The 20,123-nt window shown below is 71.4% G+C and carries 15 protein-coding genes; 13 read left to right on the top strand and 2 right to left on the bottom strand.

Annotated elements, in window-relative coordinates; translation table 11 throughout:
* Positions 1-47: 47 nt before the first annotated feature.
* Positions 48-830, bottom strand: a complete 783-nt coding sequence (locus tag ACLJN9_RS18895; protein WP_410812742.1) for a FadR/GntR family transcriptional regulator — start codon at positions 828-830, stop codon at positions 48-50.
* Positions 831-1,113: 283 nt separating this feature from the next.
* On the opposite strand from ACLJN9_RS18895, the gene ACLJN9_RS18890 reads away from it, so the two are divergent.
* The 12 genes from ACLJN9_RS18890 to araA all read left to right on the top strand — a co-directional run bounded on the left by ACLJN9_RS18890 (position 1,114) and on the right by araA (position 16,768).
* Positions 1,114-3,468 (top strand): glycosyl hydrolase family 95 catalytic domain-containing protein, encoded by a 2,355-nt coding sequence (locus ACLJN9_RS18890; RefSeq protein WP_410812741.1) that lies wholly within the window; start codon positions 1,114-1,116, stop codon positions 3,466-3,468.
* Between the two features lie 16 nt (positions 3,469-3,484).
* Positions 3,485-5,047 (top strand): alpha-N-arabinofuranosidase, encoded by a 1,563-nt coding sequence (locus ACLJN9_RS18885; protein ID WP_410812740.1) that lies wholly within the window; start codon positions 3,485-3,487, stop codon positions 5,045-5,047.
* 555 nt (positions 5,048-5,602) lie between these two features.
* Entirely contained in the window at positions 5,603-6,910 is a 1,308-nt protein-coding gene (locus tag ACLJN9_RS18880; RefSeq protein ID WP_410812739.1) for an ABC transporter substrate-binding protein, read from the top strand.
* Between the two features lie 2 nt (positions 6,911-6,912).
* Positions 6,913-7,905, top strand: coding sequence for a carbohydrate ABC transporter permease (locus ACLJN9_RS18875; RefSeq protein ID WP_410812738.1), 993 nt, complete (start codon positions 6,913-6,915; stop codon positions 7,903-7,905).
* Positions 7,902-8,825 (top strand): carbohydrate ABC transporter permease, encoded by a 924-nt coding sequence (locus tag ACLJN9_RS18870; protein WP_410812737.1) that lies wholly within the window; start codon positions 7,902-7,904, stop codon positions 8,823-8,825. The genes ACLJN9_RS18875 and ACLJN9_RS18870 overlap by 4 nt, the downstream gene beginning before the upstream one ends.
* A 73-nt stretch (positions 8,826-8,898) precedes the next feature.
* Entirely contained in the window at positions 8,899-9,747 is an 849-nt protein-coding gene (locus ACLJN9_RS18865) for an amidohydrolase family protein (RefSeq protein WP_410812736.1), read from the top strand.
* Between the two features lie 70 nt (positions 9,748-9,817).
* Complete coding sequence (locus ACLJN9_RS18860) at positions 9,818-10,759, top strand: aldo/keto reductase (RefSeq protein WP_410812735.1); 942 nt, start codon at positions 9,818-9,820, stop codon at positions 10,757-10,759.
* A gap of 52 nt (positions 10,760-10,811) precedes the next feature.
* Positions 10,812-11,840, top strand: a complete 1,029-nt coding sequence (locus tag ACLJN9_RS18855; protein WP_410812734.1) for a zinc-dependent alcohol dehydrogenase — start codon at positions 10,812-10,814, stop codon at positions 11,838-11,840.
* A 2-nt stretch (positions 11,841-11,842) separates the two neighbouring features.
* Positions 11,843-12,595: an SDR family oxidoreductase gene (locus tag ACLJN9_RS18850; RefSeq protein ID WP_410812903.1), complete on the top strand. Its 753-nt coding sequence runs from the start codon at positions 11,843-11,845 to the stop codon at positions 12,593-12,595.
* Positions 12,596-12,820: 225 nt separating this feature from the next.
* Complete coding sequence (gene araB / locus ACLJN9_RS18845; protein WP_410812733.1) at positions 12,821-14,533, top strand: ribulokinase; 1,713 nt, start codon at positions 12,821-12,823, stop codon at positions 14,531-14,533.
* On the top strand, positions 14,530-15,207 hold the full coding sequence (locus ACLJN9_RS18840) for an L-ribulose-5-phosphate 4-epimerase (RefSeq protein WP_410812732.1): 678 nt from the start codon (positions 14,530-14,532) through the stop codon (positions 15,205-15,207). Before araB ends, ACLJN9_RS18840 begins: the two co-directional genes overlap by 4 nt.
* Before the next feature lie 43 nt (positions 15,208-15,250).
* Positions 15,251-16,768: an L-arabinose isomerase gene (gene araA, locus ACLJN9_RS18835; protein ID WP_410812731.1), complete on the top strand. Its 1,518-nt coding sequence runs from the start codon at positions 15,251-15,253 to the stop codon at positions 16,766-16,768.
* 82 nt (positions 16,769-16,850) lie between these two features.
* On the opposite strand, the gene ACLJN9_RS18830 is transcribed toward araA, so the two are convergent.
* Positions 16,851-17,873 carry an aldo/keto reductase gene (locus ACLJN9_RS18830; protein WP_410812730.1) on the bottom strand — a complete coding sequence of 341 codons (1,023 nt, stop codon included), beginning with the start codon at positions 17,871-17,873 and terminating at the stop codon, positions 16,851-16,853.
* A gap of 230 nt (positions 17,874-18,103) precedes the next feature.
* Between ACLJN9_RS18830 and ACLJN9_RS18825 the strand changes: the two genes are divergently transcribed.
* Entirely contained in the window at positions 18,104-20,104 is a 2,001-nt protein-coding gene (locus tag ACLJN9_RS18825) for an alpha-L-fucosidase (RefSeq protein ID WP_410812729.1), read from the top strand.
* Positions 20,105-20,123 lie beyond the last annotated feature (19 nt).

Raw genomic sequence — 20,123 nt, 5'->3', positions numbered from 1 at the left:
AACATAGGCCCGGAGCCCGCCGCTCGTCGACCGACACCGGGGCCAGCTCAGCCGAGGGGTTCCGCCGGGCGCGCCCGGCGGGGGCGGGGCGTCGCGGACACCACCGGCGGCACGAACCCGGCCGGCCCGCCGGTGCGGCCAGCGCGGATCTGCGCACGGACGAAGTCCTCGACCCCGGCGACGTGCACCGCCGCCCGGATCCGGGCCAGCTCGGGATCGCGGGCCCGCAGCGCGTCGAGGATGGCCCGGTGCTCGCCGAGGGTGCGGCGCGCGGCACCCTCATCGGTCAGCTCCCGCCACAACCGGGCGCGCATGGTCTGCCCGGACAGCGATTCGGTCAGTGCGGTGAGCACCGGGTTGCCGGCGGACCGGACGATCGTGCGGTGAAACTCCCGGTCGTGCGCCAGCAGCGCGTCGTGATCGGCCTCGTCGGCGTCCAGCAGCGCCTCGGCCGCGTCGAGGATCCGGCCGAGTTCGGCCAGGTCGGGGTCGCGCAGCCGGACCGCTGCCTGGCTGGTGGCGTGCGACTCCAGTGCTCGGCGGGTCTCCAGCAGGAACAACTCGGAGCTGTCCTGGTGCAGGTCCATCGTGAACGACAGCGAGCCGAGCAGCAGGTGTGGTTCCAGGCTGGTGACGTACGTACCGTCACCCTGCCGGGTGTCCAGTACGCCGATCAGCGTCAGGGCGCGGACGGCCTCGCGCAGCGTGCCACGGGACAGACCCAGCTCGGCAGCCAGGTCCTTTTCGACCGGAAGCCGGTCACCGGCCCGCAGTCGGCCGTCGAGAATCATCCTTCGGATCGCGCCGACGGCGTCGTCACTGAGGGCCACCGTGCACCACCTTCTGTGGAATCCTCGGGTGCCCCGGCATCGTCCAGGACCGATTCATTCGATGACTCGCTGAGGGCCGAGGTTAGGGACGCCGTGGCGACGTGTCAAGAGAGACCGTTCAGGGAGGGGGCTAAGGAGCAGCTCAGCAGATCTTTGCCGGTCCGCGGTCGAGGTCCGGGGGAATTGCACCCTGGCGCCTCCTGATCGCAAGTGATTGGATGACTCGCGTTCGGTGGGTCCTCGACCCGCCCCTCGTCCGCTGCCCCCACCCCGCGAGGACGCCATGCACGCACGCGAGACCACGCCCGTACCCGCTCCTTCCGGCCGCCGCCTCACCTACGATCGGCCCGCCCGGATCTGGACCGAGGCGTTGCCGGTGGGCAACGGCCGGCTCGGCGCGATGGTGTTCGGCGACCCGCACCGGGAGCGGATCGCGCTCAACGTCGACACGCTCTGGTCCGGCGGCCCCCGCGACGCCGGCGTGACCGACGGCCCGGCGGCCCTCGCCGAGGTGCGCCGGCTGCTGCTCGACGAGGGTGACCGGGCCGCCGCCGGTGCGGCGACGCTGCGGTTGCAGGGACCGAACAGTGAGTCGTACCAACCGCTGGGCGACCTGCTGCTGACCCGGCCGGACGTCGGCGCCGACACCGGATATCGCCGGACGTTGGACCTCGGCCGGGCGGTCGCCGCGGTGCGGGCCGACGGCTTCAGCAGCGAGACGTTCTGCTCGGCACCGGACGGGGTGCTGGTGGTCAGGCTGCGCGCCACCGGTCCCGAGCCGCTCGACGTGCGGCTGGCGCTGCCGCACCCGCACCGCGAGGGCTGGACCGAGTGGCTGGACGCCGCCACCGTGGCCGTCGGCGGTCGGGTGCCCAGCCACGTCGACCCGCCGCACACCGAGCGGCCCGACCCGGTCACCTGGACCGAGGGCACCGGCATGATCTTCGCGACCGCGCTACGGGTGCGCACCGACGCCGGCACGGTCAGCGTCGACGGCGACGGGCTGCGGCTGACCGGCGCCCGTGAGGCCACCCTGCTGCTGGCGGCCGAGACGTCGTTCCGGAGCTGGGACGCGGTGCCGCACGACGACCGGGCCGCACTGCTCACGGCGGTCACCGCCACGCTGGACGCGGCGTCGGCCCGTACGCCGGAGGAGCTGGCCGACCGGCACGAGCGGGACCACGGCTCGCTCTTCGGCCGCGTCCAGCTGAAGCTGGCCGGCGATCCGGAGGTGGAGGCGGCGCCGACCGACCTGAGGCTGGCCCGCTACCGCGCCGGCCACGACGACCCGGGGTTGGAGGCGCTGCTGTTCGACTACGGCCGATACCTGCTCATCGCCTCGTCCCGGCCGGGTGGTCAGCCTGCCAACCTCCAGGGCGTCTGGTCCGCCGACGTGCAGCCGTCGTGGAGCAGCAACTTCACCTCCAACATCAACGTGCAGATGAACTACTGGCCGGCGGAGACCACGAACCTGCCCGAGTGTCACCGCCCGCTGTTCGACCTGGTCGACGAGCTGGCCGCCTCCGGTGCGCGGACCGCCCGCTCGCTGTACGACTGCGCCGGCTGGACCGCCCACCACAACGTCGACATCTGGCGGACCAGCTGGCCGGTCGGTGAGGGGGAGGGCGACCCGATGTACGCCATGTGGCCGATGGGCGGCCCGTGGCTGAGCCGGCACCTGGTCGAGCACGCCGAGTTCGACGGCGACGACACCTTCCTGGCCGAGAGGGCCTGGCCGGTGCTGCGGGGCGCCACCGAGTTCGTCCTCGACTTCCTGGTCCCGGACCGCGACGGTCGGCTGGTGAGCGCCCCGTCGACCTCGCCGGAGAACACCTTCCTCGACGCCGGCGGCCGGCACGTCTCGCTGGACACGATGTCGACGATGGACATCTGGCTGATCCGCGACCTGTTCCGGGACACCCTCACCGCCGCGAAGCAGGCTGGCGTGGCGGACGACGGCCTCGGCGGGCGGATCGCCGCGGCGCTGGCCCGACTGCCGGAGCCGGCGATCGGCCCGGACGGGCGGTTGCAGGAGTGGTCCGAGCCGTTCGCCGAGTTCGAGCCGGGGCCCCGGCACGTCTCGCACCTGTACGCGCTCTATCCCGGCAACGAGATCGACCCGGTGGACACCCCGGTCCTGGCCGACGCCGCGCGCCGGTCGTTGCGGGCCCGGCTGGATTCCGACGGCGGCAGCACCGGCTGGAGTCGGGCCTGGGCGATCTGCCTCTGGGCCCGCCTCGGCGACGGCACCGCGGCGGCGGCGAGCATCCGGGAACTGCTCTGCCGGTACACCGCGGCGAACCTGTTCGACCTGCACCCGCCGGAGATCTTCCAGATCGACGGCACCTTCGGAGCGACCGCCGGCGTCGCCGAGATGCTGGTGCAGAGCCACCGGGGTCGGCTGCGCCTGCTGCCCGCGCTGCCACCGAACTGGCCGAGCGGCTCGGTGCGCGGGCTGCGCGCCCGTGGTCCGGTGCTGGTCGACCTGACCTGGCAGAACGGGCACCTCACGTCGGCCACTCTCACCGCCCGCGACGACCGCACCGTGCCGCTGGCCCTGTCGACCGGGACCACCGGCCCCGAGTCGGTCACCCTGCGCGCCGGAGTCCCGCAGACCCTCACCTTCGCCACCTTCTGAGCCGGAGAGGACCGTCGTGCACGCCACGCTCACCGCCCATCCCGGGTTCACCGTCGGACCGGTCCGACGGCGGATCTTCGGGTCGTTCGTCGAACACTTCGGCCGCTGCGTCTACGGCGGTATCCACCAGCCCGACCATCCCACGGCCGACGAGGACGGCTTCCGGGCCGACGTGCTCGCGTTGGTCCGCGAGCTGGGCGTCACCACGGTCCGCTATCCCGGCGGCAACTTCGTCTCCGGCTACCGCTGGGAGGACGGCGTCGGTCCGGTCGACCAGCGCCCGGTGCGTCTCGACGGGTCCTGGCGCAGCATCGAGACCAACCAGGTCGGTCTGGGGGAGTTCAGTCGCTGGGCGGCGCGGGCCGGAGTGGAGACGATGCTGGCCGTCAACCTCGGCACCCGGGGGGTGCCGGAGGCGCTGGACCTGCTGGAGTACGCCAACCACCCGGGCGGCACGCGGCTGTCCGACCTGCGGGTGGCGCACGGGGCACCCGAGCCGTACGGCATCCGGATGTGGTGCCTGGGCAACGAGATGGACGGACCCTGGCAGACCGGGCACAAGACCGCCACGGAGTACGGTCGGTTGGCCGCCGAGACGGCCCGGGCGATGCGGATGCTCGACCCCGGCCTGGAGCTGGTGGCCTGCGGTAGCAGCCACTCCCAGATGCCGACGTTCGGCGGCTGGGAGTCGACCGTGCTGGCCGAGACCTACGACCTTGTCGACCACGTCTCGGCGCACGCCTACTACGAGCACCGTCCCGGGGATCTGGGCGGCTTCCTCGCCTCCGCGGTGGACCTGGACCGCATGATCGAGGCGGTGGTGGCCACGGCCGACGCTGTGGGCGCCCGGCTGCGCAGCCGCAAACGCATCATGGTCTCGGTCGACGAGTGGAACGTGTGGTACCAGAGTCGACTGCCTGACTGCCTGCCCGCCGACTGGACCCGGGCGCCACGGATCAGCGAGGACGCGTACACCGTCGCGGACGCGGTGGTGGTCGGCAACCTGCTGATCTCGCTGCTGCGGCACTCCGACCGGGTGGCCGCGGCCTGCCAGGCGCAGCTGGTCAACACGATCGCGCCGATCCGCGCGGAGCCGGACGGGCCGGCCTGGCGGCAGACCATCTTCCACCCGTTCGCTCAGGCCGCCCGGTACGCCCGGGGCACGGTGCTGCGCACCGAGTTGACCGCGCCGACGTACGACACCGAGCCGCACGGGAGCGTGCCGGTGCTGGACGCGGTGGTGACCCACGACCCGGGCGCCGGGGCGCTGACCGTGTTGGCGGTCTGTCGGGAGCAGAGCCGCCCGGTGCGGTTGGACCTGGATCTGGCCGCGTTTCCCGGCTACGAGCTGCTGGAGCACTCCGTGCTGGCCGACTCCGAAACGGGGGCGGCGAACACCCGCGACGATCCGGACCGGGTCCGGCCGCGGTCCGCGACGGGATCCGCGCGCCGGGAGGGATCGGCGCTCAGCGTGCTGCTCCCGCCGGTCTCCTGGAACGTCCTGAGGCTCACCGGCCCGGCCACCGGCGACCGGGTCGGTGGCGACCAGGTGCACGACCGCGAGGAAGTCATTCGATGACTGGTATCCGGCGTCACGTGCCGCGTCCCGGCCCCGGTGTCCGCAGGCGCCCCGTTCCGGGTGCCCGCACGCGGCAGGCGGCGGCCGTGCGTCCGGCGGAGGCGGTGCCGCGCGCGGATGCGGCGTACCAGCGCCGCTCCGATACGACCAGCTGCCGTCGCAGCTCAGAGGCATCGTGCCGGGTTTCGAACATGCCTCAGCGGCGGCCTCGGCGGCCTGCCACGGCCCCGGGGAGAGGCCGTCCGGGGCGGTGCTCCTTGGCGTGTCCAGGTAACGGCTTCGCCACCGGCGCAGATCGTCCATTGACAACGTCGACCCGAAGATCTAACGTTCCGGAAACAGTCATCAGATGAATATTCCTACTGGGTGACTCGTGATTGTGAGCGCTAACAACACGGTCGCCGGGCCGGACGGCATCCGGACCGGATGACCCGGACACATGCATCCCACACCCCCATCACCTTCAGCGCGCACCGGCACGCCCCCGCCCGCGACAGCCACCGTCCCCCGACGGCAGCGGGCGTTGGGCCCCCGGGCGTTCGAGAGAGGCAGATCATGGCGATTACTGTGGACAGACGTCGGCTCCTCGCCGGGGCCTTCGGCGTAGCGGCCGCCGGGGCGCTCGCGGCCTGCGGCTCCCCGGGAGAGGACAAGCCGGCGACCAACGCCGGCACCGACAAGGACGTCGACAAGCTGGTGTTCCTCACCAACGCCGACGACCCCACCGCGAAGCCGATCGCGGCGAAGTACACCAAGGTGCCGGTCGAGGTCCGGCAGACCGACTCGTCCACCTACGCCGACAACTTCCCCCGCATCGCCACGGCGGCCGACGCACCGAGCATCGCCGGCTTCTTCATCGACGGCGGGCGCTTCACCGACCTGGCCAAGGGCGGCAAGCTGCTCGACCTCACCGACGTCTGGGAGAGTGCGGGCCTCAACGCCTCGGTGCCCGACCTGGTGAAGAAGAAGTACCTGGAGTTCACCGGCGACGGCAAGGTCTACGGCGCACCCACCAACACCAGCCGCTACGGCTGCCTGTTCTACCGCAAGTCGGTCCTGCAGGCCGCCGGTGTCACCCCGCCGACCGACCATGTCTGGGAGTCCGAGGCGCAGTGGAACGCCGCCTGCGACAAGCTCAAGGCGGCCGGCATCGAGCCGCTGAGCGTTGGCGGCAAGGACGGCTACCCGCTCTCGCACCTTCAGGACGGGCTGCTCTCCTCGGTCATGCTGCCCGAGCAGATCAACAAGCCGCTGACCATCGACTACAACTCGCCGCAGTGGAAGGCCCCGATCCAGAAGCTGGTGGAGTGGAACAAGAAGGGCTACTTCTCCCGCGGCTTCCTCGGCCGCTCCACCGACCAGGGCAACACGCTGTTCGGCCAGAAGAAGATCGGCTTCTCCACCGGCATGAACGTGTGGCAGCCGCTGGTGGTCAAGGCCGGCACGCCGCTCGACGACCTCGACTGGTGCCTGCTGCCGCCGATCGGTCCGCTGCCCACCAAGATGTCGGTCTACGCCGGTGGTGGCGTGGTCATCCCGGCCATCGCAGCCGGGCACAAGCAGGCCAAGGAGTTCATGAGCTACCTCGTCTCGCCGGAGGCGGCGCTCGAGGCCGCGAAGATCGGCCAGGCCGTTCCGGCCCGCACCGACGTGCCGGGGCTCCAGGCGGCGCTCGGTCCGATCGGCGGTTCGATGGTGGACTTCGCCAACAAGCCGGACCGCTCGCAGTTCGGCTGGGACGACCCGGCGCCGACCGACATGATCGAATACGACCGGAACAATCTCCAGGCGGTGCTCGCGGGAACGCAGACCGTCGACGCCTTCTGCGCCGAGCTGGAGAAGCTGAAGGCCAAGAACAGCTGATCATGAACCGTCCAGTCCGGATCTCCGCACGCACCGGCGTCGCACCGCACCAGCGGTCCGCGCCGTCGCAGCCCGGCGTCGCCGCGGCCCCCACCCGGGGGCCGCGGCGGCGCGGTCCCGGTCGAGCCAACCGACGTACCCTGTTCTGGGTGGCGCTCTTCGGCGCCCCGGCCCTGCTCCTGATGGCCGTCTTCCTGGTCTACCCGGTGGTGCAGAGCTTCCGGTTCAGCATCTACGACTGGGACGGCATCGGAAAGGCCACCCCGATCGGGCTCGGCAACTACCGAGAGTTGGTCGCTGACGCCCTGTTCCGCAAGGTCGTCCGCAACAGCCTCTTCCTGGCCGTGCTCGGCACCGTCGGCTCGATGCTGGTCGGCCTGCTCTGGGCGTACGGCATCGAGCGGCGGCTGCCCGGCTGGCGCGCCTACCGGTTCCTGCTGTTCATCCCGGTGATCATGCCGATCACCGTGTCGGCGTTGCTCTGGGCTCTGATGCTTGACGTGCAGGGTCCGGTCAACCAGCTCATCGGCTTCTTCGGCGTCGACCTGCCACCGGACTGGCTCGGTGACTACCGGGTCGCCCCCTGGGTGGTGGTCTTCGTGGCCATCTGGCAGGCCAGCGGCTTCACCATGCTGATCATCCTGGGGGCCATGGAGGACGTGCCGGCGGAGTTGCACGACGCCGGGTCGCTGGACGGGGCGAACGCCCTGCGCCGGCTGACCTCGATCGTCATCCCGTACATCCGGGGCACCCTGGGCACGCTGACCATCGTCCAGTTCATCGGCCTGCTGAAGGCGTTCGACATCGTCTTCGCGCTGACCGCCGGCGGCCCCGGCAACGCCACCGACGTGCTCGGCACGTACCTCGTGCAGAAGGCGTTCGCCGAGGGCCGCTACGGCTACGGCTCCGCGGTGGCCGTCGGCATGACGCTGATCATGCTGGTGATCAGCGTGGTCTTCTACCGCAGGCTCCTCGGGAAGGACAACGAGCAGTGACGGTACCGGGCACAACCCCGCTGACCGGCGTCAGGCCGACCCCCAGCAACGCCCGGCGCCGGCGCGGGGCGCAGAGCGTGGACACCCCGGCCGGCCGGGTCGCCCGCGTCGCCGGCCTGATCGGCCTGATCGTCTGCTCCGCCGCGACCGCGCTGCCACTGCTGCTGCTGCTGGCCAACGCGCTCAAGGGCAGCGGTCAGATCCTCAGCGACCCGATCGGTGTGCCCGTTCCGCCGCACTTCGGCAACCTGTCCGACGCCTGGTCGCAGGGCCCGTCCGGGACGCCGTTGGCCCGCAACTTCCTCAACAGCGTGATCGTCACCACCGGGGCGGTGGCGCTGGTGACGGCCGCCGCGGCGTTGGCCGGATACGCGCTGGGCGGGTTCAGCTTTCCCGGCGAGCAGTGGGTCAGCCAGGGCATCCTGGTCCTGCTCGCGGTGCCGGTGCAGGCCACCCTCATCCCGGTCTTCGAAATGCTGGACGACGCCGGGCTGCGCAACAGCTACACCGGCATCATCCTGGTCTACGCGGCGTTCTGGATGCCGTTCAGCGTGTTGCTGCTGCGCGCCGCGTTCCGCTCCTTCCCCCGCGCGCTACTGGAGGCGGCCCGGGTCGACGGGGCCAGCGAGTCACGCGTCTTCCTCCAGGTGGTGCTGCCGGTGTTGCGCGGGCCGATCGCCGGCGTGGCGGTCGTCAACGCCGTCGGTATCTGGAGCGAGTTGCTGTTCTCCTACGTGCTGCTCACCGAGCCGGGCAAGCAGACTCTGCCCGCCGCGATCATCGCCTACCAGGGTGTCTTCGTCACCGACTACCGGCTGCTCTACGCCGGCCTGCTCATCTCGGTGGCCCCGGTGCTCCTCTTCTACGCGGCGATGTCCGGAGTGATCCGCAAGGGGATGAGCCAGGGCTCCTTCCGCTGACCCGCCGGCCGGCACACCGCCCGTGCCGACCAGTTCCACCGACCGCACGTCCGGACGCACACAGGGGAGCGGCATGACCGTCGACGCGCACCACCACCTCTGGCAGCCCGAGCGCGGCTACTCCTGGCTGGACGATCCGGAGCTGGCCGGGATCCGCCGGCCGTTCACCCCGGATGACCTGCGCGCCGAACTCGACGCCGCCGGGGTGGCGCGCAGCGTGCTGGTGGAGGGTGGCCGCTGCCACCCGGACGAGGTGGCGGAGTTTCTCGGCTACGCGGCCGACACCGAGCAGATCGCCGCAGTGGTGGCCTGGGCGGACGTCACCGACCCGGACCTGGCGGTGACGCTGGCGGGGTACCGGCGGCTGCGCGGCGGGGAGCTGCTGGTCGGCGTCCGGTCGCAGGTGCAGGGCGAGGCCGACCCGGACTACCTGGATCGGCCCGACGTACGCCGGGGTCTCGCTGCGGTGGCCGACGCGGGACTCGTCTTCGACCTGGTGATCCGGGACGACCAACTGCCCGCCGCCGCCCGCGCCGCGCGGGACGTACCCCAACTCGCCCTCGTCCTCGACCACCTGGGCAAGCCGCGGATCGCGGACGGTGAGGCCGCGCTGCCCGGCTGGCGCGCGGATCTGACCGCGCTGGCCGCCAACCCCAACGTTTCCGCCAAGCTCTCCGGCCTGGTGACCGAGGCCGGCCCGGAGTGGACGGTGGAGCAGCTGCGCCCGTACGTGGCTGCCGCCGTGGCGACCTTCGGACCGTCCCGCCTGATGTTCGGCTCCGACTGGCCGGTCTGCCTGCTGGTCGCCGACTACCGAGCGGTCCGCGACGCGCTGGTCGCGGCGCTGCCACCGCTGACCGACGCCGAGCGCGACGAGATCTTCGGCGGTACCGCGGTCCGCGTCTACCGGCTGGCGGGGTGACCCTGCCCGGGTGCCTCCGCCGTCCCGGCACCCGCCCGTCCCGATCCCGACCACGAAAGGAGCCGCTCGTATGGAATACCGGCCGCTCGGCGCCACCGGCCTGACGGTCTCCGTCCTCGGTTACGGCGCGTCCTCGCTGGGCAGCGTCTTCCACCCGATCGACGAGGAGGCCGGCATCCGGTCGGTGCGTACCGCGCTCGACCTCGGCGTCAACGTCATCGACGTCTCGCCCTACTACGGCTCGACGGCGGCCGAGACGGTGCTCGGCCGTGCGCTGCGCGGCGTCGACCGGGACAGCTACGTGCTGGCCACCAAGGTCGGTCGGTACGGCGAGGCGGACTTCGACTTCTCGGCGGCCCGGGTGACCGCGAGCGTGGACGAGAGCCTGGCCCGCCTCGGCACCGACCACGTCGACCTGATCCAGTGCCACGACATCGAGTTCGGAAGCCTGGACCAGATCGTCGAGGAGACGCTGCCGGCACTGCGTCGGCTGGGTGAGCAGGGCAAGGTCCGTCACGTCGGGATCACCGGCTATCCGCTGCCCGCGTTGACCCGCGTCTCAGCCCGTACGCCGGTGGACACGGCGCTCTCGTACTGTCGCTACAGCCTCCTGGACCGCGCCCTGCTGGCCGAGGCGCCGCGCTTCGCCGAAGCCGGGGTCGCCATCATGAACGCCTCCCCGCTGGCGATGGGGCTGCTGACCCGCAAGGGCCCCCCGAGCTGGCACCCGGCGCCGCAGCCGGTCCGCGAGGCCGCGGCCGCCGCCGCCCGGCACTGCACGGACGCCGGGGTGGACATCGCCCAGCTGGCGCTGCGGTTCGCGGTGCAGCCGCAGGCGTTCGCCACGACCTTCGTCAGCTCCGCCAACCCGGACAACATCGCCCGCAACGTGCGCTGGGCGGCCGAGCCGTCCGACCCGCAGTTGCTGGCCGAGGTGGAGCGGATCCTCGCGCCACTGCGCGACGCGACGTGGCCCAGCGGCCGGCCGGAGAACAACGTGGGTGGGGAGTGAGCGTGCAGCGCCACGATTCGGACGTTCGGCGACTCAGCGAAGGTGGAACGGCATGACGACCAGAGGAGCGCTCTACACCGGCGACCAGACGTTCGAGGTACGGGAGGTGCCGCCGGTGCCGCCGGGCCCGGGCGAGGTGCGCATCGACGTCGCGTACACCGGCATCTGCGGCACCGACCTGCACATCCTGCACGGGGCGATGGACCACCGGGTCCAGCGTCCGGGAGTGATCGGGCACGAGATGTCCGGCCGGATCGCGGAGCTGGGTGAGGGGGTCGGCGACTGGTCGGTGGGCGACGCGGTGACCGTGATGCCGTTGATCTGGTGCGGTGAGTGCCCGGCCTGCCGGGCCGGGCACCAGCACATCTGCCAGCGGCTCACCTTCGTCGGCATCGACTCGACCGGCGCGATGCAGGGCTCCTGGACGGTCCCGGCCACGCTGCTGGTCGGCATTCCGGAGACGCTGTCGCTGCGCCACGGTGCGCTGATCGAGCCGACCGCCGTGGCGGTGCACGACGTACGCCGCTCCCGGCTGGCCGCCGGGGAGCAGGCCGTCGTGATCGGTGCCGGCCCGGTGGGTCTGCTGATCGCCGCGGTGGCCCGCACGGTCGGCGCGCACGTCGTCCTGGTGGAGTTGGATGCCCACCGGCGCGCGGTGGCCACCGGTCTCGGCTTCACCGTGGTCGACCCGGCCGCCGAGGACCTGCCCGGCTGGGTGGAGAAGTGGACCGAGGGCGCCGGCGCGGCGGTGGTCTTCGAGGTGTCCGGCTCGGCCGCCGGAGCCCGCACCGCCACCGACCTGCTGGCGGTACGCGGTCGGCTGGTGGTGGTGGCGATCCACCCGACGCCCCGGGAGATCGACCTGCACCGGATCTTCTGGCGTGAGCTGGAGGTGATCGGGGTGCGGGTCTACCAGCGGAGCGACTTCACCGAGGCGGTGCGGCTGCTGGCCGACGCCGCGGTCCCGGCCGAGGAGCTGATCTCCGAGGTGGTGCCCCTGGACGCGGTCACCGAGGCGTTCGCGGCGCTGGAACGTGGCGGCGTGGTCAAGGTTCTGATCGAGTGTGGAGGTGCCGCGTGAGCATGTTCGACCTGACCGGACGGTTGGCCGTGGTGACCGGTGCCCGCCGGGGCATCGGGCTGGCGATGGCCGAGGCCCTCGCGGGGGCCGGTGCGGACATCGTCGGGGTGAGTGCCGCGCTGGAGGCCGAGGGCAGCGAGGTGGCCCGCCGGGTGGAGAAGCTGGGCCGCAGCTTCACCGCGCGGCAGGTGGACCTCTCCGACCGGGGGGCGGTGGCCGCGCTCGCCGAGGAACTCGCGGCGGGTCCCCCGGTCGATGTGCTGGTGAACAATGCCGGGACGATCCGCCGGGCGCCCGCGGCCGAGCACGGCGACACGGACTGGGACCACGTGCTGGAGGTGGACCTCACCGCGCCGTTCCTGCTGGCCCGTGAGCTGGGCCGGGGGATGCTGGAGCGGGGATCCGGGAAGATCATTTTCACCGCCTCGCTGCTCAGTTACCAGGGCGGGATCAACGTGGTCTCGTACGCCGCGGCGAAGTCGGCGGTCGCCGGGTTGACGCGGGCACTGGCCAACGAGTGGGCCGGTCGGGGGGTGAACGTCAACGCGATCGCTCCCGGCTACATCGCCACCGACAACACCCAGGCGCTGCGCGACCAGCCGGAGCGCAACCAGGCGATCCTGGACCGGATCCCGGCCGGACGGTGGGGACGGGCCGAGGATCTGGCCGGGGCCACCGTTTTCCTCGCCTCCGACGCCGCCAGCTACGTGCACGGCACGGTCCTGGCGGTGGACGGTGGGTGGCTCGGCCGGTGACACCCCGCTGCCGGCCGTGAGCGGCCTCGACGCCAGGGTTCGCGACCGGCACCGGTGGACGACAGCGACGGGACTTCGACGCAGGCCCTGACCTGGGGATGCCCCGCGCGTTACCGAAGCGTTACCAAGTCCGATTGACCCGATAAATGTTAGCGATAACATTCGGGGTACCCGAGGACCGGAAAACCTCCGGCCCGTCATTCCCTCCGGCGAAGGTGTCGCACTGTGACAGGTCAATCAGACGCACTCGTGGTGGGTGTCGACTATGGAACGCTCTCCGGTCGGGCCGTCGTGGTCCGTGTCCGTGACGGCGCCGAGCTGGGGTCGGCGGTGTGCGACTATCCGCACGCGGTGCTCACCGATGCGCTTCCCGACGGCACTCCGCTCGGCCCGGACTGGGCGCTGCAGGTCGCCGAGGACTATGTCGAGGTGCTGCGCCGGGCGGTGCCGGCCGCACTGGCCGACGCCGGCGCCGATTCGGCCGCGGTGATCGGGCTGGCCACCGACTTCACCGCCTGCACCGTTCTGCCGACGCTGGCCGACGGCACCCCGCTGTCCGAGGTGGAACGGTTCAGCGGCCGGCCGCACGCGTACGTCAAGCTGTGGCGGCACCATGCGGCGCAGCCGCAGGCCGACCGGATCAACCGGCTGGCCGCCGAGCGCGGTGAGTGGTGGCTGCCCCGCTACGGCGGCTTCATCTCCTCGGAGTGGGAGTTCGCCAAGGCGTTGCAGGTCCTCGACGAGGACCCGGAGGTCTACGCCGCGACGGCGTGCTGGGTGGAGGCGGCCGACTGGATCGTCTGGCAGCTCACCGGCGGGTACGTGCGTAACGTGTGCAGCGCCGGTTACAAGGGCATCCGGCAGGACGGCCGCTACCCGGACCGGGAGTTCCTGGTCGCGCTCGACCCGGGCTTCGCCGACTTCGTGACCGACAAGCTGGCCGCGCCGATCGGCGAGCTGGGCGCGGCCGCCGGCGGGCTCAGCGAGCAGGCCGCCGGTTGGACCGGCCTGCCGGCCGGTATCCCGGTCGCGGTCGGCAACGTCGACGCGCACGTCACCGCGGCGGCCGGCAACGCCCTCGAACCGGGTCAGCTGGTGGCCATCATGGGCACCTCCACCTGTCACGTGGTCAACAGCACCGAGGTCCGTGAGGTGCCGGGCATGTGCGGAGTGGTCGACGGAGGCATCGTCCCCGGCCTGTGGGGCTACGAGGCCGGGCAGAGCGGCGTGGGTGACATCTTCGCCCAGTTCGTCCGCAACCACGTGCCAGCGGCGTACGTGCAGCGGGCCGAGGCGGCCGGGCAGAGCGTCCACGAGCACCTCACCGACCTGGCGGCGGGCCAGCGCGTCGGCGAGCACGGGCTGATCGCCCTGGACTGGCACAGCGGCAACCGTTCGGTGCTGGTCGACCACGAGCTGTCCGGTGTGCTGCTGGGGGAGACCCTCGCGACCCGGCCGGAGGACATCTACCGGGCGTTGATCGAGGCCACCGCGTTCGGCACCCGCACGATCATCGAGGCGTTCACCGGTGCCGGCATCCCGATCACCGAGGTGATCGTGGCAGGAGGGCTGGCCCGCAACCGTCTGCTCATGCAGATCTACAGCGACGTCACCGGGCTGCCGCTGTCGGTGATCACGTCCGAGCAGGGGCCCGCGTTGGGCTCGGCGATCCACGCGGCGGTGGCGGCCGGGGCGTACCCGGACATCCGGGCCGCGGCCGCGGCGATGGGCCACGTGGCCCGCGCGGTGTACGTCCCCGACGCGGACCGCGCCGAGCGCTACGACGAGCTGTACGCGGAGTACGTCCGGCTGCACGACTACTTCGGCCGGGGCGGAAACGGCGTGATGCGGCGGCTGCGGGCGATCCGCCGGCGGGCGCTCACCGAGTCGGCACCGGTTGCGGCGGCCGGTCGCGAGGCGATGGAGGCGGTCCGATGACAGTTGCCGGCGCGGTGCGGGACACCGTCGAGACGCTCCGCGCGCACGTCGCCGACCTGCACGCCGAGCTGCCGCGCAACGGGTTGGTGGCGTGGACGGCCGGCAACGTGTCGGCCCGGGTGGCCGGAGCGGACCTGATGGTGATCAAGCCCTCCGGGGTGGGTTACGACGAGCTGACCCCGGACGTCATGGTGGTCACCGACCTGTTCGGGCGGCTGGTCGACGGTGCCCACGCGCCGTCGTCGGACACCGCCGCGCACGCCTACGTCTACCGGCATCTGCCTGACGTCAACGGGGTCGTGCACACCCACTCCGCGTACGCCACCGCCTGGTCCGCGCGAGGTGAGGCGATCCCCTGCGTGCTCACGATGATCGCCGACGAGTTCGGCGGTGAGATCCCGGTCGGCCCGTTCGCGCTGATCGGTGACGACTCGATCGGGCAGGGCATCGTCGAGACCCTCGCTGGGCACCGATCCCCGGCGGTGCTGATGCGCAACCACGGCGTGTTCACCATCGGGGCGACCGCGCGGGCCGCGGTCAAGGCGGCGGTGCTGTGCGAGGACGTGGCCCGCACCGTGCACCTCGCCCGTCAACTCGGCGAGCCTCTACCGATCGCCCAGGCCGACGTCGACTCCCTCTACGACCGCTACCAGAACGTCTACGGCCAGTCCTGACCGGGCCGCAGGCCACCGCACACCCCTTTCGCAGGAGCACATGATGACAACGGCCGCGCAGCCACACCTCTGGTTCCTCACCGGCAGCCAGCACCTCTACGGCCCGGAGACGCTCGACCAGGTCGCCGACCAGTCCGCGCAGATCCAGCGGATGCTGGCCGCGCCGGGACGCATCCCCGCCGAGATCGTCGCCAAGCCGGTGCTCACCGACAGTGCCGCGATCCGAGCGGTGATGCTCGCCGCCAACGCCGACCCGACCTGTGTCGGCGTGATCGCCTGGATGCACACCTTCTCTCCGGCCAAGATGTGGATCACCGGTCTGGACGCGCTGCGCAAGCCGCTGCTGCACCTGCACACCCAGCTCAACGAGGCGCTGCCGTGGGCGTCGATCGACATGGACTTCATGAACCTCAACCAGGCCGCGCACGGTGACCGGGAGTTCGGCTATGTGCAGACCAGGCTGGGGGTGGCCCGCAAGACGGTGGCCGGTCACGCCAGCGACCCCCACCTGATCGCCCGGATCGAGGACTGGGCGCGGGCCGCACGCGGCGCGGCTCACCTGCGGTCGCTGCGGCTGGCCCGTTTCGGCGACAACATGCGCGACGTCGCGGTCACCGAAGGCGACAAGGTCGAGGCCGAGCTGCGCTTCGGCACCTCGGTCAACACCTACGGCGTCAACGACCTCGTGGCCGCCGTCGACGGGGCGACCGAGGCCGAGCTCGACCCGCTGATCGAGGAGTACGCCGACACCTACGAGCTGGTGCCGGAGCTGGCCCGGGGCGGCGACCGGCACGACTCGTTGCGGTACGCGGCCCGGATCGAGGTGGGCCTGCGCCGGTTCCTGACCGATGGCGGGTTCGGCGCGTTCACCACCAACTTCGAGGACCTGGGCGGCCTGCGTCAACTGCCCGGCCTGGCGGTGCAGCGGCTCATGGCGGACGGTTTCGGCTTCGGTGGCGAGGGCGACTGGAAGACAGCCGCCCTCTTGGCGGCGGTCAAGGCGATGGGGGTCGACACCGGCCGGGGAACGTCCTTCATGGAGGATTACACCTACCACTTCGGGCCGGGCGAGCCGAAGATCCTCGGTGCGCACATGCTGGAGGTGTGCCCGAGCATCGCCGCCGACCGCCCCCGGGTGGAGATCCACCCGCTGGGCATCGGTGGCCGGGAGGACCCGGTCCGGCTGGTCTTCGATGCCGAGCCGGGCGACGCGGTGGTGATCGGTCTGGCCGACCTGGGGGACCGGTTCCGGTTCGTGGCCAACACGGTCGAGGTGGTGCCGCCGGACGAGCCGCTGCCGAAGCTGCCGGTGGCCCGGGCGGTCTGGCGGCCGCACCCGTCGTTGAGTACGTCGGCGGAGTCCTGGCTGACCGCCGGTGGGCCGCACCACACGGTGTTGACCCGGGCGGTGGGGGCGGACGCGCTACGGGACTTCGCCACCATGCTGCACACCGAGCTGCTGCTCATCGACGCGGACACCACCACCACGACCTTCACCGATCGGCTGCGCTGGAACCAGGCGTACCACCGGCTGGCCCAGGGGCTGCCCGGTCGGGGCTGACCCGACGTCCACCCGGCCGGCGGCCGGCCCGCAACGCCGGTGGGCGGGCGTACCTGTGCGACGCCCGCCCACCCGGCCCGCGCTACGGCAGGTCGCGGCCGCGCTGGCGGGTGCCGAAGTCACCGTAGGGATAGCTGGAGGACACCGGGGCGCTGACCCGGTCCAGTTCGACCTTCTCCTCCTCGCTCAGCTGCAGCTCGGCGGCGGCCAGGGTGCTCTCGAGCTGGTCGAGGGTGCGTGCGCCGAGGATCACCGAGGTGACCGCCGGGCGCTGGGCCACCCAGGCGATGGCCACCGCCGGCATGGAGGCGTCCGGCCGCCCGTCGGCCACTCGGCGCAGCGTGTCCACGATGTGCCAGGTGCGGTCGTTGTCCCGCACGTCCAGCGCCTCGGCCCCGCCGGAGGGGTGCTCGCCCAACCGGGTCGCGGCCTCGGGCGCGACGCCACGCTGGTACTTGCCGGTCAGCCAGCCGCCACCCAGCGGTGACCACGGCAGGATGCCGATCCCCTCGTTCTGGCAGACCGGCACGATCTCCCACTCGATGTCGCGCTCCAGCAGGTTGTACTGCGGCTGGAGGGTGACGATCGGAGCCAGCCGGTGGAACTCGGTGAGCAGGGCAGCCTTCTGCAGCTGCCAGCCGGTGAAGTTGCTGACGCCGGCGTAGCGGATCTTGCCGGCCCGGACCGCGTCGTCGTAGAAGCGCAGCGTCTCCTCGATCGGGGTCAGCGGGTCCCAGGCGTGCGCCTGGTAGAGGTCGACGTGGTCGGTGCCGAGGCGGCGCAGGCTCGCGTCCAGGGCCTGGGTCAGGTGTACCCGGGACAACCCGGCGTCGTTGACCCCGTCGCCCATCGGGAACCGACCCTTGGTGGCGATGACGATCCGGTCCCGGACCTCGGGCCGCTGGGCCAGCCAGTGCCCGATGACGGTCTCCGTCGCGCCCCGGTTGTAGACGTCGGCGGTGTCCAGGAAGTTTCCCCCGGCATCGAGGAACCGGTCGAGCTGGGCGAACGACTCCTTCTCGTCGGTCTGCGCGCCGAAGGTCATGGTGCCCAGGCACAGGTGGGACACGAGCGTGCCGCTGCGGCCCAGTCGGCGGTACTGCATTTCTGCCTCCTCCCGGCGCGGCGGCCCCGGTGACGGGTGGCTCGGGTCGACCGCCGGACGCCCGGAGCCAGACTACGCGATCATGCGGCATTGATCAGATGTCAGGAGGCCGCCGCGCGGAAACGCGCGCGTCATGAGGTTGACACATGTCGATGATGGGGCTAGACATCTGATGTATCGCCGCACCACCATCCGTCATCACCGCGCAGCATCCGCTGGGAGGTCCGTCCATGTCCGTACCCCCGTTCAGTCGCCGAGCGTTTCTCGCGGCGCTCGGAATCACCGGCGCCGCAGCCGCCACGACCGGCATCACCGACGCCGTCCTCGGCGCCCGCGCCCAGGCCGCCATCCCCGGTCCCAGCAGCTACACGGCCAGCTGGTCCTCGGTGGACCAGCATCCGCCGGCAGCCGAGTGGTTCCAGGACGCCAAGTTCGGCATCTACTTCCACTGGGGCGTGTTCAGCGTCCCGGCCTACGGCAGCGAGTGGTACGGGCGCAACATGTACATCGAGGGGCAGTCCGTCAACGGTCACCACAAGAACGCCTTCGGTGAGCCGGCGGCCTGGCCGTACCACTACTTCATCAACGGTGCCCGCGACAAGGCCGGAAACTTTGTCCAGTTCGCGCCCAAGCTGAAGTCGGCCGGAGGCAAGTTCGACCCCAACGAGTGGGCGCAGCTCTTCGCCGACGCCGGCGCCAGGTACGCCGGGCCGGTCGCCGAGCACCACGACGGCTTCTCGATGTGGGACAGCACGGTCAACGAGTGGAACTCGGTGGACAAGGGCCCGAAGCTGGACCTGCTCAAGCTGCACGCCGACGCCATCCGGGCCAAGGGCCTGAAGCTGGTCGTCGCGATGCACCACGCGTTCAACTTCACCGGCTTCTACGAGTACGCCCCGATCCAGTCCGACAACAGCCTCAAGAAGCTGTACGGACAGCTCAGCAACGCCGCCGAGCAACAGCTCTGGTACGACAAACTCAAGGAGGTCGTCGACCACGTCCAGCCGGACGTCCTCTGGCAGGACTTCAACCTGCCCCGGGTTGACGAGGCGCAGCGGCTGAAGTTCCTGGCCTACTACTACAACCGGGCCGTCGCGTGGAACAAGGAGGTCGTCGCCACCTACAAGGACGGCTTCAACAACCGGGGCGAGGTCTACGACTACGAGCGTGGCGGCCCGGCCGACATCGTCTCGCCGTACTGGCTGACCGACGACTGCATCAGCAGCTCCAGCTGGTCCTACGTCAACGGCCTGCGGCTGTACGCGCTCAACGCCGTGCTGCACGCGATGATCGACCGGGTCAGCAAGGGCGGCAACCTGCTGCTCAACATCTCACCGATGGCCGACGGCACGATCCCGAACGACCAGCGCAACCTCCTGCTCGGCATCGGTGACTACCTCAGGCGGTTCGGTGAGTCGATCTACTCCACCCGGCACTGGACCGTCTACGGCGAGGGGCCGACCAAGATGGGCGGCGGCAGCGGCTTCTCCGCGCCCAAGGCCGGCACCGCGCAGGACATCCGGTTCACCCGCAACAAGGCCAACACCGTGCTGTACGCGACGATCCTGGGCTGGCCGGGCAGCTCCGTCAACGTCACCAGCCTCTCGTCGAGTCGGATCAACCTCGGCGGCCTGACCTCGGTGCAGCTGCTCGGTTCCACCGCCGGCACCTACATCAACCTGCCCACCCGTAACCAGGACGGCTCGGGCCTGCGCATCACCCTGCCGTCGTCAGGCGCCCCGTTCAGCGCCCCGGCGTACGTGGTGAAGTTGACCTTCTCCGGCCAGATCGGTGGTGGCGGCGGCGCCTTCGACCCCAACCGGCAGTACGCCATCACCTGCCGCAAGAGCGGCAAGGTCGCCGACGTCTCCGGCACGTCCACCGCCGACGGGGCACCGGTGGTGCAGTGGACCAACAACTCCGGCGCCAACCAGCGCTGGTACGTCCAGGACGCCGGCGGCGGCTTCTACAAGGTCATCAACGTCCGCAGCGGCAAGGCGCTGGACATCGGCGGCGGGTCGAGCGCCAGCGCCGCCGCCGTCGTCCAGAACACCTGGACCGGGGCGAACAGCCAGCAGTGGAGCATCACCAGCGCCGGCGGCTACTACACCCTCACCAACCGCAACAGCGGCCTGGTGGTGGACGTCAACGCCGGCTCCACCGCCGACGGCGCCACGCTCATCCAGTACCGCGGCACCGGCGCCACCAACCAGCAGTGGTCCATCGGCTGATGGGAAGGAACCCCTGCAC

This window comes from Micromonospora sp. 067-2 (genome assembly GCF_046549295.1).
Taxonomy (GTDB): domain Bacteria; phylum Actinomycetota; class Actinomycetes; order Mycobacteriales; family Micromonosporaceae; genus Micromonospora.
This window is presented reverse-complemented; position numbering and strand designations above follow the sequence as displayed.

Excerpts from the sequence above, each read along its gene's own strand:
- ACLJN9_RS18875 (WP_410812738.1), top strand. The coding sequence starts at position 6,913 with ATGAACCGTCCAGTCCGGATCTCCGCACGCACCGGCGTCGCACCGCAC.
- ACLJN9_RS18865 (WP_410812736.1), top strand. The coding sequence starts at position 8,899 with ATGACCGTCGACGCGCACCACCACCTCTGGCAGCCCGAGCGCGGCTAC.
- ACLJN9_RS18855 (WP_410812734.1), top strand. The coding sequence starts at position 10,812 with ATGACGACCAGAGGAGCGCTCTACACCGGCGACCAGACGTTCGAGGTA.
- ACLJN9_RS18880 (WP_410812739.1), top strand. The coding sequence starts at position 5,603 with ATGGCGATTACTGTGGACAGACGTCGGCTCCTCGCCGGGGCCTTCGGC.
- ACLJN9_RS18840 (WP_410812732.1), top strand. The coding sequence starts at position 14,530 with ATGACAGTTGCCGGCGCGGTGCGGGACACCGTCGAGACGCTCCGCGCG.
- ACLJN9_RS18860 (WP_410812735.1), top strand. The coding sequence starts at position 9,818 with ATGGAATACCGGCCGCTCGGCGCCACCGGCCTGACGGTCTCCGTCCTC.
- ACLJN9_RS18830 (WP_410812730.1), bottom strand. The coding sequence starts at position 17,873 with ATGCAGTACCGCCGACTGGGCCGCAGCGGCACGCTCGTGTCCCACCTG.
- ACLJN9_RS18825 (WP_410812729.1), top strand. The coding sequence starts at position 18,104 with ATGTCCGTACCCCCGTTCAGTCGCCGAGCGTTTCTCGCGGCGCTCGGA.
- ACLJN9_RS18850 (WP_410812903.1), top strand. The coding sequence starts at position 11,843 with ATGTTCGACCTGACCGGACGGTTGGCCGTGGTGACCGGTGCCCGCCGG.
- ACLJN9_RS18890 (WP_410812741.1), top strand. The coding sequence starts at position 1,114 with ATGCACGCACGCGAGACCACGCCCGTACCCGCTCCTTCCGGCCGCCGC.
- araA (WP_410812731.1), top strand. The coding sequence starts at position 15,251 with ATGACAACGGCCGCGCAGCCACACCTCTGGTTCCTCACCGGCAGCCAG.